10 protein-coding genes are annotated in these 13,567 nt (G+C 58.6%); all 10 read right to left on the reverse strand.

Annotated elements, in window-relative coordinates; translation table 11 throughout:
• Positions 1-43: 43 nt before the first annotated feature.
• Positions 44-1,873 (reverse strand): hypothetical protein, encoded by a 1,830-nt coding sequence (locus QY316_07275; protein ID WKZ31722.1) that lies wholly within the window; start codon positions 1,871-1,873, stop codon positions 44-46.
• Between the two features lie 230 nt (positions 1,874-2,103).
• Entirely contained in the window at positions 2,104-3,510 is a 1,407-nt protein-coding gene (locus tag QY316_07280; GenBank protein WKZ31723.1) for a sigma-54 dependent transcriptional regulator, read from the reverse strand.
• A gap of 90 nt (positions 3,511-3,600) precedes the next feature.
• On the reverse strand, positions 3,601-5,265 hold the full coding sequence (locus QY316_07285; GenBank protein WKZ31724.1) for an ATP-binding protein: 1,665 nt from the start codon (positions 5,263-5,265) through the stop codon (positions 3,601-3,603).
• A gap of 12 nt (positions 5,266-5,277) precedes the next feature.
• The gene (locus QY316_07290; protein ID WKZ31725.1) at positions 5,278-6,498 is read right to left on the reverse strand and encodes a type II secretion system F family protein; all 1,221 of its coding nucleotides are present in this window, start codon (positions 6,496-6,498) and stop codon (positions 5,278-5,280) included.
• Between the two features lie 3 nt (positions 6,499-6,501).
• Positions 6,502-7,623 (reverse strand): type IV pilus twitching motility protein PilT, encoded by a 1,122-nt coding sequence (locus QY316_07295; GenBank protein WKZ31726.1) that lies wholly within the window; start codon positions 7,621-7,623, stop codon positions 6,502-6,504.
• Between the two features lie 139 nt (positions 7,624-7,762).
• Positions 7,763-9,460 (reverse strand): type IV-A pilus assembly ATPase PilB, encoded by a 1,698-nt coding sequence (gene pilB / locus QY316_07300; protein WKZ31727.1) that lies wholly within the window; start codon positions 9,458-9,460, stop codon positions 7,763-7,765.
• Between the two features lie 100 nt (positions 9,461-9,560).
• The gene (locus QY316_07305) at positions 9,561-9,935 is read right to left on the reverse strand and encodes a response regulator (GenBank protein ID WKZ31728.1); all 375 of its coding nucleotides are present in this window, start codon (positions 9,933-9,935) and stop codon (positions 9,561-9,563) included.
• A 106-nt stretch (positions 9,936-10,041) separates the two neighbouring features.
• On the reverse strand, positions 10,042-12,027 hold the full coding sequence (locus tag QY316_07310; GenBank protein ID WKZ31729.1) for a PAS domain S-box protein: 1,986 nt from the start codon (positions 12,025-12,027) through the stop codon (positions 10,042-10,044).
• Positions 12,028-12,215: 188 nt separating this feature from the next.
• Positions 12,216-12,785 (reverse strand): CDP-diacylglycerol--glycerol-3-phosphate 3-phosphatidyltransferase, encoded by a 570-nt coding sequence (pgsA, locus tag QY316_07315; GenBank protein ID WKZ31730.1) that lies wholly within the window; start codon positions 12,783-12,785, stop codon positions 12,216-12,218.
• Between the two features lie 12 nt (positions 12,786-12,797).
• Complete coding sequence (locus QY316_07320) at positions 12,798-13,400, reverse strand: lytic transglycosylase domain-containing protein (GenBank protein WKZ31731.1); 603 nt, start codon at positions 13,398-13,400, stop codon at positions 12,798-12,800.
• Positions 13,401-13,567 lie beyond the last annotated feature (167 nt).

The following is a 13,567-nucleotide window of genomic DNA, read 5'->3' on the forward strand; positions in this document are numbered from 1 at the left end:
AAAAATATATTCATGGCAAAGACCAAATACCCTTCCTGCCCTGCTACCGGATGGCAGAGGCACACCTTTCCTCCCGGTACTTATTGATTTCCGAATCGAACAGGGACTCTGCCTGCCCTGAAAAGTTTTTACCCCAGGTAAGCATGTTTTTCAATGGATATCTTGCGACTATCGAGGGGGAATGGTCGTTTATGAGCTTCCATCTCATCCGCTCCTCCTTCATATCAATCTTCCAGTCGTCGTCCCTGTGGAGCATCACCCCGAACCTTTTTCCGTTCTTCTCCGCAACCTTCTTGAACGCGTCCACGTAGAACCCGATATTCGCGCTTACGGGGGGGTAGGTCTCGCAGATTATGGCGTCTATGTGCGGCGATGCCGCCATTTTTTCCAGGTCTACCCCCCGCTGCATCCCCCACGCGCCCCATTTGTGCGTGGACGGCACGGTGAAGCCCTTTTCCGCTATACCCTCGTAGGGGAGGCTCCACTGGTGGAGGCCGAAATAGATAACGCCCCTCCACTCGGGATTCTTCTCATTCACCTTGTTCGCCATAGCCGCCACCTGGTCTATCCACGACGACTGGAAGAGGCCCGTCGTGAATTCATGCCAGTGCCTCCACACGCCTTCGGCCCTCGGAAGCTCGCTGAAGGACTGGCCCGGACGGACCACCTCGGGGACGTTATAGCCCGGGAAATACCCGGTCAGCCCGCCGCCGTTCCCAACCATCTCGGGCCTGTGCACAGGGAATTTGTCGACGAGCCTGCCGTCGAACGTCACGTTATTCCTCCTGCAGTATTCTTTCCAGGCCTCCAGCACCGCGGGGCTGTATGTTGCGTTATTCCAGTAGTCGAACCTGTTGTTGTTTCCCCTGTCCATTTCACCGAAATAGACGAGGACGTCTTCATTGAAGAAAAACCCGCTGAGGAGTCCTTTGAACGGCTCAAGGTATCTCTTCTCGTATTCCCCGAGGAAATCGGAAACAGCCTCACGGTTCAGGACATCGAAAAGCGGCCTCCCGTTCGTCTCGGCAGGGACTATCGTGCCGTCATTGAGCATCCTGTGAGCCTGGTATTCAGGGGTAATCTCAATGAACGCCCTTATCCTCTCGGGAAGCCTCCACGAGGTAGCCCAGAGCTCAATGCCGTACGCCCTGGCGCGCCCGGCGATCTCGCGGTGGACCCTGAGGTCGTCCGTTGAGTAGAAGAGCGTCTCGTACTCGATGCCGTCGACCCGCCCGCTCAATTCCCTGAATATCCCGTCAGCTTCTTCAACCGTGCTTATGGCGCCGTATCTGCTGCTGTAATAGGTGCTCAATGACTGGACAAGGAGATATGCGCCGCATTCGCCGGGAGTGCCGGCCCCGCTGCCCCCGATTCCGTCCGTACGGGCCCTGTGCAGCGTCTTGGCAAACCGCCCCTCGCCGGTCTCAATCACAGCCACGTGAGGCTCTATGCTCTTGAGGACGCCCGCTCCGAATACGCTGTCCCCGACATGGAAGCCCTCGCGCTCGCCTGTCTCTATATTCAGGAAAAAAGCGTTCCCCTGGCCGGTATCGCTCACTGAAGTGCCTATGAGCTCGATACCGCGGATTGGTATCTGTCCTTTTTTCTCATAGGCTGCGAAACTTTCAGCGCCGGCATCGATCATGGCGGAGGGGGACACGTCGAAGTCGACCTCCGTCATGGCGAGCCGGGCTTTAGCGGCGATTTCATGCTGTGCCTGTTTTGGAGCTGAAACGCCGCCTGCCTTCCATCCATGTGCGCCGGCAGCGTGGAAGGCGTCTTTCCGCGCCATTGTTATCCCCACGGTCAGGAAGAAAACGGCGAATATCAGGAAAATGCCTGCAAGTATGTTTTTCGATGGCGCTGACCGCATCCGGCTAGCCTCCCTTATCCAGAACGGCTCGTATTTGTAATAAGTATATACCGGGAGCGCTGGCCCGGGATATTATGTGGATTGTTCAAGGCAACCTCGGAAATCTGGGGTTTTCCGCAAATCAAGGAGGGTGGCCGGGATTAAACAGGGAGCATATCCGATATACGGGCATTTTATCCCGTAACCTACACAGAGTCCGGGAAAAAGACCGGATTCAGAGTTGCCTTAAGCTACTCGTCCTTGCCGCCGTCTATCGCGTATTTCTCGAGCTTATATCTCATTGACCTGAATGAAAGCCCCAATAGGCCTGCCGCCTTTTTCTTCACTCCGCCCGCTTTTTTGAGGGCGTCGGCGATTACGGCCTTTTCGAAATCCTCTACTGTCTTTTCGAGGTCCATCCCGGTCTCCGGCACTTTTGCCTGCCCGTCCTGGGAAGGCAGAATGGCCTGGAACTGCGGCCTCTCGCCCCTCACGTGCTCCGGGAGGCTCCTGGCCCCTATCTCCTGGCCCTCCTCGAGCGTTACGGCCCTCTCGACGATATTCTCTAGCTCCCTTACGTTGCCGGAATAATCATAGTCCATGAGCGCGCGCATGGCCTCGCCTGAAAAGCCGCCTACTTTCTTTCCGAGCGCCCTGTTGTACTTCTCGAGGAAGTGCCTTGCGAGGTGCGGGACGTCCTCCTTCCGCTCACGCAGCGGCGGGGTCGCTATCCTTATGACGTTCAGCCTGTAGAAGAGGTCCTCCCTGAACCGCCCTTCCCTAACCTCGGCCTCCACGTCCCTGTTCGAGGCCGCGATGAGGCGTATGTCGACGGTCCTGTCCGACGAGCCGCCGACCGGCCTGAAGCGCCTCTCCTGTATGAAGCGCAGGAGCTTTACCTGCAGGTGGAGCGGCAGCTCCGTAATCTCGTCGAGAAAGAGCGTCCCCCCGTCAGCCTGGTCGGCAAGCCCTTCCCTGTTCGAGACCGCTCCGGTAAAGGCGCCCTTCACATGCCCGAATATCTCGCTCTCAAGGAGGTTTTCAGGAATAGCGCCGCAGTTCACTGCCACGAACGAACGGTCCTTCCGGTCGCTCTCCTCGTGGATGGCCCTGGCCACGAGTTCCTTCCCAGTGCCGCTTTCGCCGGTAATGAAGACGTTGGCCTTTGTCCTGGCAACGCTCATTATGAGAGAGTATATCTCATACATCCTCGGGCTCGTGCCGACAATCTTCGAAAACCCGAGCCGCGTCTTGAGCTCGTTCTTAAGGAGCCGGTTTTCGCGTGCGAGATTCTTAAGCTCAAGCGCCTTCCTGATCGTGAGCTTCACCTCGTCTATGTTGAAGGGCTTTATGAAGTAATCGTGCGCCCCGGCCTTCATGGCCTCTATCGCGGTCTCCACAGACGCGTAAGCCGTTATCATTATGACGAGAGAATCGGGGTCCATCTCCTTCAGGGCCTTCAGGAACTCCATCCCGCCCATGCCAGGCATCCTTACGTCGGAGATTACGAGGTCCGCCCCCCTCTCGCGTATCTCGTCGAGCGCGAGCGCGGCGGAGTCGGCCCCGACCGCGTCGTAGCCTTCCTTTGCGAGCATTATCTCGAGGAACTCCCTCATGCTCTTCTCGTCGTCGACGATTACTATCCTGTGCCTGCCCATAAGCCGTCCTGCGCTGGATTTTGTTGATGGCGCGCCGCGCAACTCCGAATCCGTGTCATCTCCGGATCTCCGGGTCCGGGCGCCCCAGTCTTAAGCCCTCGCGCCCTCGCTCTCTACCGGAAGGAGTATCCTGAAGGCCGCGCCCCTGCCCTCACCGCTCGAGACCTCGATGGTGCCGCTATGGCTCTCTATTATCCTGTGGACTATGGCGAGGCCGAGCCCCGTGCCCCTCTCCTTGGTCGAGAAGAAAGGGTCGAATATCCTGCACGCGTCCTCGGGCCTTATGCCCTTGCCGGTATCGGATACCGTGACCTCGACAAAGCCCATTCCGGCATCGTCCGGAAGGCCGCCCTCCGGCCAGCGCCTCGCTGACACCGTCAGGGTTCCACCGCCTTCCATGGCGTGGAGGGCGTTAAGGAAGAGGTTCCAGAAGACCTGGCCGAGCTGCCTGTGGTCCCCGACTATGCTGAACCGCTCGCCTATTTTCGACTCTATGCGGATACCCGAGGCCTCCGGGCAGTTCCTTATGAGCCTCACCGTCTCGTCGATCACGGCCGAGAGGTCTACAAGCTCCCTCTCGGCCTCCCTCGCGGGCTTGGCGAAAAGGAGGTAGTCGGTTATGAGGCTGTTTAGCCTGTCGGTCTCGGAGAGTATGATGTCCATGAGCCGCCTGTTCTCGCCCCCGGCGGATTCAGCCCGCAATAGCTGTATGGAGCCGCTAATCGAGGCGAGCGGGTTCCGTATCTCGTGCGCTATGCCGACCGAGACCTCGCCCAGGGCCTTCATGCGCTCGTCCCTCCTGAGCGCCTCCTCCATCTGCTTGAGGCGCGTGAGGTCCTGGAAGATGATTATCCTCCCGACCTCGCCGCCCTGGCCCTGCGAGATGCTGAAGCCCAGGTATATCTCCTCCCCGGTCCTTTTCCTGAACCTCTCCTCCACTCTCCTCCCGCCCTGCGGGGCCAGGAGGCCCTTCCGTATCATGCCCGGGAATATCTCCTCGACGTCCTTGTAATAAACGTCCCGGAGCGTATAGCCTGTGACGCCCTCGGCCTCGCGGTTGAAGGAGGTTATCCTCATCCTGTCGTCGAGCGTCATTATGCCGCTCGTTATGTTCTCGATTATCTGCCTGTTCAGGGCCTCGAGCTTTTCGTAATCGATCTCCTTCTCTTCGAGCTCCCTTTCCACCCTCGCGGCCCTTTCGGCGAGATAGCCGGTAAGGTAGGCTACCGTGAAGAACGCGAGTATGTTGGTCGAGACCGTTACGAAGACGTATTTCCAGGGCGGCGCGAAGGCCGGTGAGACGAGCTTGTACTCCGCCGGGAGCATACCGTAGAAGTCGAGGTCGATGAGGACCCCGTAAGCTATGCTGGAGACCGAAGCCGCGTAGAACCCCGCGCGCTTTCCGAGGAGTATGGCCGCGCCTATCACGATAAGCGGATAGAGCGCGTGCATGTAGCTTTCGGTGCCGCCCGTTATGTAGACGATTACGGTGGCGAGGGCTATGTCTATGGTGACCTGGGCGTAGGTGAAGAGCTTGAGGTTCCGTACCCTGCCCAGGAGTAGCGCGTAGAGGATGGTGAGGAGCCCCACGGCCGCCGCAACGCCGTAGAGCGGATAGAAGTTGAGGAGCGCAAGGGACGCCCCTCTCACCTGGAACCAGGCGGTGACTCCCAGGAAAGAGAGCGCAAGCACCACCCTCAAGACCATCATGGCCAGCAGCCTGGCCCCTAGAGCATCCTTCGGGTAAGCCTGCATTTTCCGGACCTGTTAGCCTCCCGCGGCGCCTGCTATCTGGAATATCGGCAGGTAAAGGGCTATGACAAGGCCGCCTACGACTATGCCGAGGAAGGCCATGAGCATGGGCTCTATGAGGGATGTAAGCGCCTCGACAGCCTGGTCCACCTCTTCCTCGTAGAAGTCGGCTATCTTCGAGAGCATGGCGTCGAGCGCGCCGGTGGACTCACCGACCGCTATCATCTGGGTGACCATGCCAGGGAAGACCTTCGTCTCGGAAAGGGGCTCGGCAAGGGTCTTTCCCTGGCTCAAGCTCGTCCTGGCCTTTACGACCGCCTCCTCGATTATCACGTTTCCGGCTGTCTTTGAGACTATCTCCAGGCTTTCGAGTATGGGCACTCCGCTCGAGAGCATCGTCCCGAGCGTCCTCGTGAACCTCGCCACCGCCGTCTTCCTGATCAGATCGCCGATAACGGGGGCCTTCAGGAAGACCTGGTCCATGACCCTGCGGCCCTTGGGGACCTTGTACAGCCTGTTGAGCCCTATGATGGTAGCCGCGATAACGCCGATGATGATATACCACGAGCTCTTGAGGGCGTTGCTCATGTTAACCACGAGCTGCGTCGGCGCGGGCAGGGCCTGGCCGAAGTCGGCGAACATGTCGTCGAATATCGGGACGACCCAGAGGAGGAGGCCCGCTACGACGAGGCAGGCGATGATTATGACGGCGACAGGGTAAGTCATGGCGCCCTTTATCTTGCCCTTGAGCTTCTCGGACTTCTCCATGAAGCCCGAGAGCCTGTTGAGGATTGTATCGAGTATGCCGCCGACCTCTCCGGCGGCGATAAGGTTGACGTAGAGGTCGTCGAAGACCTTGGGGTGCTTCCTGAGGGCGTCCGCAAAGGTCGATCCGCCCTCGACCGAGGACTTGACGTCAAGGAGTATCTTCTTGAATTCGGCGTTCTCCTGCTGGCCGGCGAGGATGTCCAGGCACTGGACGAGCGGCAGTCCCGCGTCTATCATGGTCGCGAACTGCCTGCTGAATATGACGATGTCCTTCGTCTTGATGCCGCCGCCGAGGCCAGGTATCTTTATCTCGGAAAGAGAGCGCCTGGCCTTCTTGGGCCCTATCGAGGCCGGCACAATCTGCTGGCGCCTGAGCGACGCCGTCGCCTGCGCCACGCTTGCGGCCTCTATCTCGCCCTTTCTCGGCTCCCCGGCGAGCGTTTTTCCGCTGTAGACGAAAGTAGGCATGGTTTACATTGTCCTCCCTGCCGGCGCGCCTGGCCTCAGCACGCCCGCGTTGGCGAGCATCTGGCGGAACTCGTCAGGCTCGGAGCTCCTCCCGATGGCCTCCTCGAGGGTTATAAGCCTCCTCGAATACAGGTTCATGAGGCTCTGGTTCATGGTCTGCATGCCGAATTTGGTCTGGCCGACCTGCATCTGCGAGTATATCTGGTGGAGCTTGTCCTCCCTTATGAGGTTCCTTATGGCGGCGTTGGGGACCATCACCTCTATCGCGATGACCCGGCCCTTGCCATCCGCGCTCGGTATAAGGAGCTGCGAGAGCACGCCCTCGAGGACGAACGAGAGCTGCGCCCTTACCTGCGGCTGCTGGTTCGAGGGGAAGACGTCCACTATCCTGTTTATGGTCTGGACGCAGGAGTTCGTGTGCAGGGTGGCGAAGCAGAGGTGGCCCGTCTCCGCTATGGTCAGGGCCGTCTCTATCGTGTCCATGTCGCGGAGCTCCCCCAGGAGCACCACGTCCGGGTCCTGCCTCAGCACGTACTTGAGCGCCTTCTTGAAGGCGAAGGTGTCGTACCCGACCTCCCTCTGGTTCACGAGGGCCATCTTGGAGCTGTGGAGGTATTCTATCGGGTCCTCTATGGTGATTATGTGCTCCGCCCTCTCGGAGTTTATCTTGTCTATGATGGAGGCCAGGGTGGTGGATTTGCCGCTCCCTGTCGGCCCCGTTACGAGGACGAGGCCGCGCGGCTTCTTGGAAAGCTCTTCCATGATTGGCGGGAGCCCGAGTTCCTGGAACGATTTTATCTTGAAGGGGATGGTCCTGAAGACCCCGGCGACACTCCCCCTCTGGACGAACAGGTTGCCCCTGAAGCGGCTGAGGCCCTTAAGTCCGAAGGAGAAATCGAGCTCGTTCTCCTCCTCAAACTTGTGCTTCTGCACGTCCGTGAGGATGGAATAGCAGAGCTGCTTGGAATCTATCCCGGAAAGGACCGGCATGTTCAGTGGCGCGAGCTTGCCGTGGACCCTTATCCTCGGCGGCGACCCGGCGGTTATGTGCAGGTCGCTCCCGCCCTGCTCCGTCATCACGCGCAGCAGCTCCTGCATGTTGTATTTGTTGCCTTCTACCGCCATCGGGGTCTCCTTTATCGAATATGGCCGCGCAGGCCGGAAGACGCAGCTAACAGAAGCGCTGCCGTCTTTCCCGTGAAATTCTATAATCAGGCGCTTTTTCGCGTAAGGACAAAAGTTACACCGCCGGTATGACCAGGCGTCAGTCCGCCATCGTCACCCTTAAGACCTCTTCTATGGTCGTGACGCCCTCGGCGACCTTGGTCACGCCGCTCATGCGGAGCGACTTCATCCCTTCCTTAATGGCCGTCCTCTTTAGCTCCGCGGAAGAGGCGCCGTTAAGCACCATGTCTTTTATGCCTTCGGTAAATGGCATGACCTCGTAGAGGGCGATCCTGCCCTTATACCCCGTGCCGCCGCACGTGGCGCAGCCTTTGCCCTTTGAGACCTCCATCCGCTTCGTCTCCTCCGGCGACGCGCCGAGGTCCAGGAGCACCTTCTCCGTTATCTGCACCTTCTCCTTGCAGTCCTTGCAGATCTTCCTCGCGAGCCTCTGTGCGAGTATGAGGTTGCTCGCGGACGAGACCAGGAACGGCTCTATGCCCATGTTGAGGAGCCTGTTGACCGTCGAGGGCGCGTCGTTCGTGTGGAGCGTAGAGAGGACCAGGTGGCCCGTCAGGGCCGCCTTCACCGCTATCTCCGCGGTCTCGTAGTCCCTTATCTCTCCGACCATTATGATGTCGGGGTCCTGCCTCAAAAAGCTCCTGAGGGCGGCGGCGAAATTCAGGCCTATGTCCTCGTGCATCTGCACCTGGTTTATGCCCATGAGGTTGAATTCGACCGGGTCCTCGGCTGTCGAGATGTTCTCGCTCACCTTGTTGAGCTCGGAGAGGGCCGAGTAAAGGGTGGTCGTCTTTCCGCTGCCGGTCGGGCCGGTGACGAGCACTATGCCCCAGGGCTTGTGTATGGCGCCCATGAAGTCCTTCAAGGCCTTCTCCTCGAAGCCCAGCTTGGTCATGTCGAGCTGGAGGTTGCTCTTGTCGAGGAGCCTCAAGCAGACCTTCTCGCCGAAAAGGGTCGGTAGCACCGAGACCCTGTAGTCCATCTCCTTGCTCTTGGAGAGCTTTAGCTTTATCCTGCCGTCCTGCGGGAGCCTCCTCTCGGCTATGTCGAGGTTGCTGATAATCTTGAGCCTCGACACTATCGCGTTCTTGAGCTTCATCGGGGGCTTCATCATCTCCTGGAGGACCCCGTCTACCCTGTACCTTACGCGGAAGTGCTTCTCATAGGGCTCGATGTGGATGTCGCTCGCGCCCCTCTTTATGGCGTCGGTCAGTATGAGGTTCACGAGCTTGACGACAGGGGCGTCCTCCACGGCCTTTTTCAGGTCCGAGAGGTCGACCTCCTCCTCTTCCCTCACGACCTCCATCTCGCTCTCGTCGAACTCGGTGAGTACGCCGTCGAGCCCCATCTCGGGGGTCTCGTAATACTTCTCGATCGCTCCCTTTATGGCGGCGTCGGAGGCAAGTAGCGGCTCCACGTTGTAGCCGGTCAGGAACTTTATGTCGTCGATGGCGAAGATGTTCGAAGGGTCGGCCATTGCGACCACCAGGGTCGAGCCGGTCCTGCTGATCGGTATGACCTGGTACTTCCTGGCCACGTCCTCGGGGATGAGCTTTATTACCTCGTGGTCGACCTCCTGCGTGGAAAGGTCTATGGTGGGTATCCCGTACTGCCTGCTCAGAAACGAGGTCAGGTCCTTTTCGGATATGAAACCGAGCTTCGAGAGGTTATAGCCGAGCCTCCCGCCGCCCTTTTTCTGCTCGTCTATCGCCTTGTTGAGCTGGTCCGGCGTTATGAGCCTTTCTCTTAATAAGAGCTCGCCTATTCTGTCTGTCATCGTCCCCGATAGCTGGTGACAAAAATTGTCACCCTATGTTAGTAGATTAGAAATGCGATGTCAAGGAAGCGCAGTGTCAGGGCGCACCTTTACGAAAATATCATGCGTACTTCATGGCGGTACTTACTATCTCATCGGAAAAAAAGGGCTTTCTTATGTAAACGTCTATCATGCCTTCCTTTACTCCTTCGAAGATGGCCTTGTCCGCGTCCTTGAAATACCCGGTAAAGAGCACCACCCTGGTCCCGGGCCTGAGCTTTTTGATCTCCCTGAAGGCATCGAGACCGTTCATGCCCGGCATTACCATGTCCAGGAAAACCAGCGAATACTCAGCGTTTTTAATCTCATCCAGGGCTTGCGGGGCGCTGGTCACATATCTTGCGTCAAACCCGGCGTCCTTGAGCATTTCGGACATCCCTATGCCGACAGTCTCCTCGTCGTCTACCACGAGGACCTTTTTCGACCTGCAGTCCATGAAAGATCCTCCTTATATATCGGCACTGAGCTAAATACCTTGAAACCCCTTTTCGATTTTCTTGCGGGCTTGCCAGGGGGCGCATGAACTTCCGCCCTGCGCGCGGCTATCCTGCTGTTTTTTCGATGAAAACAGCGAGATAGACCCTGAAAACAGCGCCTCCGGAGGGGTGGTTGTCCACTTCTATCCACCCGCCATGCTCCTTCAATATGCTCTGTGAGATGGAAAGGCCCAGGCCGATATTATTCCCACCGCCCTTCTCCTTGGTCGTGAAAAACGGGTCAAAGACCTTGTCCTTCATTTCCGCGGGCACGCCGGGGCCAGTATCCCTGAACTCGGCCAGCGAGTAAGCTTTTCCGTCGGCCTCGAATCTCCTGGTAGATATGAATATGGCGCCCTTGCCGCCCATCGCGTCCCTCGCGTTCTTGAGTATGTTCAGCACGACCTCCATGACCTGCCCCTTGTTGCCGAACACCTTCGGGAGCGTCGGGTCGAAGTCCTCGATTATCTCTATGGACCTCGTCTTTATCTCGGATATGAAGATGGTGAGTGTTGCGCGTATGGCCTCGTTGAGGAACATGGGGGCATAATCGGCCCTCGAAGGCCTCGAATAGGTGAGTACGTCCATTATGATGTATTTGGAGCGCACGGCAGCGTCCCGTATCTTCTCAAGCAGGAAGTACTTCGGGTCGTCCTTCCCGGTCCGCTTCATCAGGACCTCGGTTATGCTGAGTATGCCCGCAAGGGGGCTGTTGAGCTCGTGGGCTATTCCAGCTCCCATCTCGCCCAGGCTTATGAGCTTGGCGGACTGTATGAACTTCTGCTCCGAGCTCTTGAGCCTGGCGTATGCGTCCTTAAGCTCCTCGAGGGAGCGGTCGAGCTCGGAGGTGCGCCTCCGCACCGTCTCCTCAAGCTCAAGGACGTGCCTCTTTATGGTCTCCTCGAGCGATTTCCTTTTCGATATGTCCCTCCATATCTCCTGTATGTACCGCCTTCCGTTCAGTTCGAGGAGAGAGGCCGCGACCTCGACAGGGACAAGCGCGCCGTCCTTGCGCCTTACGAGGAGCTCTTTCAGGGGCCCGACGCCCTTGCCGTCACCGGCGCAATCGGAGCCCAGGTAAAGCCGCAGGTCCCCGGGCTGGAAGAGGTCCCGTGGCGACATGCCCAGTATCTCCTCTTTCGCATACCCGAGGAGCGCAGAGGCCGCCGGGTTCGCGTCCGTGTACTGCCCAGCCTCCAGGTCGCGCAGCACTATGGTGTCCGCGGCGGTGCTCACGAGTTTCGAGTACTTCTCACCCATGTCCCTCAAGTCGGCCGTCGCCTTGATCAGGGTCCCGGCCATGCGGTCGAAGGCCTCGGCGACCTGCTCGACCTCGTCCCCGGTCTTCAAACCCGCCCTGAAGTCCAGCCTGCCGTTAGATATGGCCTCAGCCCCCTCCCTGAGCTTCGCAAGCGGGACGAGGATGCGTTTTCTTACGAGGGCGAAGACGCCAAGCGTCGCTGCCAGGAATATCGCGCCGCCCCAGATCATTATGGCGTCCCTGTGCGATTCTATCACCCGCTCATGGTCCCTGAGCGATACGGTTACCGAGACCGCCCCTGTTACGGTCCCGGCCTGCCAGCCTTCATGGCAGGCCACGCATTCGCCTGTTACAAGAACAGGCGTCACGTGCCGGGCCAGCCTGTACCCCTCCCCGGATATCCCGATATGCTCAGAGGCAGTGCCAGCAAGTGCAAGCCTGTCGAGCTCGTCAACCGGCGCGCCTTCCGCGGCCCTGCCGTACCCTCCTTCCACTGCACCACGGGTTTCGTTTGCCGCCCCGGCAGTTCGCATTACCCGTATCTCCTCGATGCCGGGGATGCGCCTGAACCTTTCGAGGACGGCCGCATTTTCGTCATTTCCGCCGCCGAGCTTCATGGACGTGTGCAGCTGATCGAAAACGGCTGCGGATAACTTCCTCGCCTCTCCAGCTCCCATCTCCTCGATAAGGGCGGAATGGGACCTTTTCTCCATGTGATGGAAGGCTGAAATTCCGGCGAGAAGAATGCCGCCGATGTAAAATGTGAACCGCCTTGAAAGACTGATGCGCATAGGATAGTGGCCGGTCCGTTCAGAAACTCTATCAGGGTGTCGAAAAAAAACCCTGACAGGACTTTTTCAACGTCCTGATAGTGGCCGCTGCGTCTTTTTTTTTTTGAAAGCCAGGGATAGAGCGGGGGCGATGGGATAAGCGTGGATGACTTCGTCTGTTGGAATTCTATCGGCCTCGGGGCCGCTTGTCAATTTCCGGCGGAGCGCCCGGACCTGAAGAAAGCCATGAAATAATCGATACCCGACCACATCGTAAGCACGAAGGCTATGACAAGGAGGCCCAAGCCGGCGATGTGGAGGTCCAATCCGAAATAGGGATAATGGATGATGAGCGGGACGAGGGCGACGATCTGGGCCATGGTCTTCCATTTTCCGAGGCGGCTCGCCGCGATGACTATGCCAGAGTCGGCGGCGACGGCCCGGAGGCCCGTTACCGCCATCTCCCGCCCTATCATTAGCGCGACGACCCAGGCCGGGACCCTGCCGAGCGGTATGAGCATTATGAAGGCGGTCGTTATGAGGAGCTTGTCAGCGAGCGGGTCCAGGAACTTGCCGAGCGAGGTTATTATGCCCCGTTTCCGGGCGATATACCCGTCCAGCCAGTCCGTGAGGCAGACGAGAGTGAAAAAGGCCGCTGCCGCCAGGCTCATGCCCTTGCCAGGGGAAAGGAGCATAAGGACGAGGACCGGGGCAGCCGCGACCCTTACGAGAGATATGCTGTTCGGTAGGTTCAAGCCCCCATGCCGCTCCGCGCCCATGCCGAGCCCCGTCTACCGCGACCCGGAACTGTAGAGGTCATGGTAATGGAGCACCCTTTTGACGTAGGTCTGCGTCTCCGAGTAAGGCGGTATCGTGCCGTACTTCAAGACCGCGTTCTCGCCGGCGTTGTACGCGGCGACCGCGAGCGGCACCTGCCACTTGAACATCTGAAGGAGCTTCGAAAGGTACTTTATCCCGCCCTCGACGTTCTCGACCGGGTCGTGTATGTTCCTTACGCCCATCCGAGACGCGGTCGCCGGCATCAGCTGCATGAGGCCGGTCGCCCCTTTTTTCGATACCGCTGCCGGGTCGAAGTCGGACTCGGCCTTTACTATGGCCTTTACGAGCATCGGGTCCACTCCGTACTTCTCGGCGGTGCTCCTTATCATCTCCTCGAACCTGCCCGCAGAGAGGTTCTTGAACGCCGGATTGGAGGGCGAGAGCACTGAAGGGACCCTCTCCTTCATCATCCACTTGTACTTCGCCGTGGTCGGCACGTTGGTGATGTGGACGACCCCGTTCTCGTCCGTATACTGATAAAAATCGGCCAGCGCCGCAACTGGCGAGCCGAAGGCCAGGACGGCCGACAGGATGACGTAATGTCGTAGCTTCATAAGGGTCTTACTCGTTCCGGATGCCGAAATGCATTGAGTATTCCGCGCCCGGGCTGGTCGTTACGCTCGCCGGAAGGGGTATATTCCGCCCTGAACAGTCTACAATGCAGGTCTCAAAAGGGCAAGATTTTTTATAGCGGCCGGACGCTCTCATTTGAATTTGACAA

The organism is Thermodesulfobacteriota bacterium, assembly GCA_030583865.1.
In the GTDB taxonomy this organism is placed as follows: domain Bacteria; phylum Desulfobacterota; class GWC2-55-46; order GWC2-55-46; family GWC2-55-46; genus UBA5799.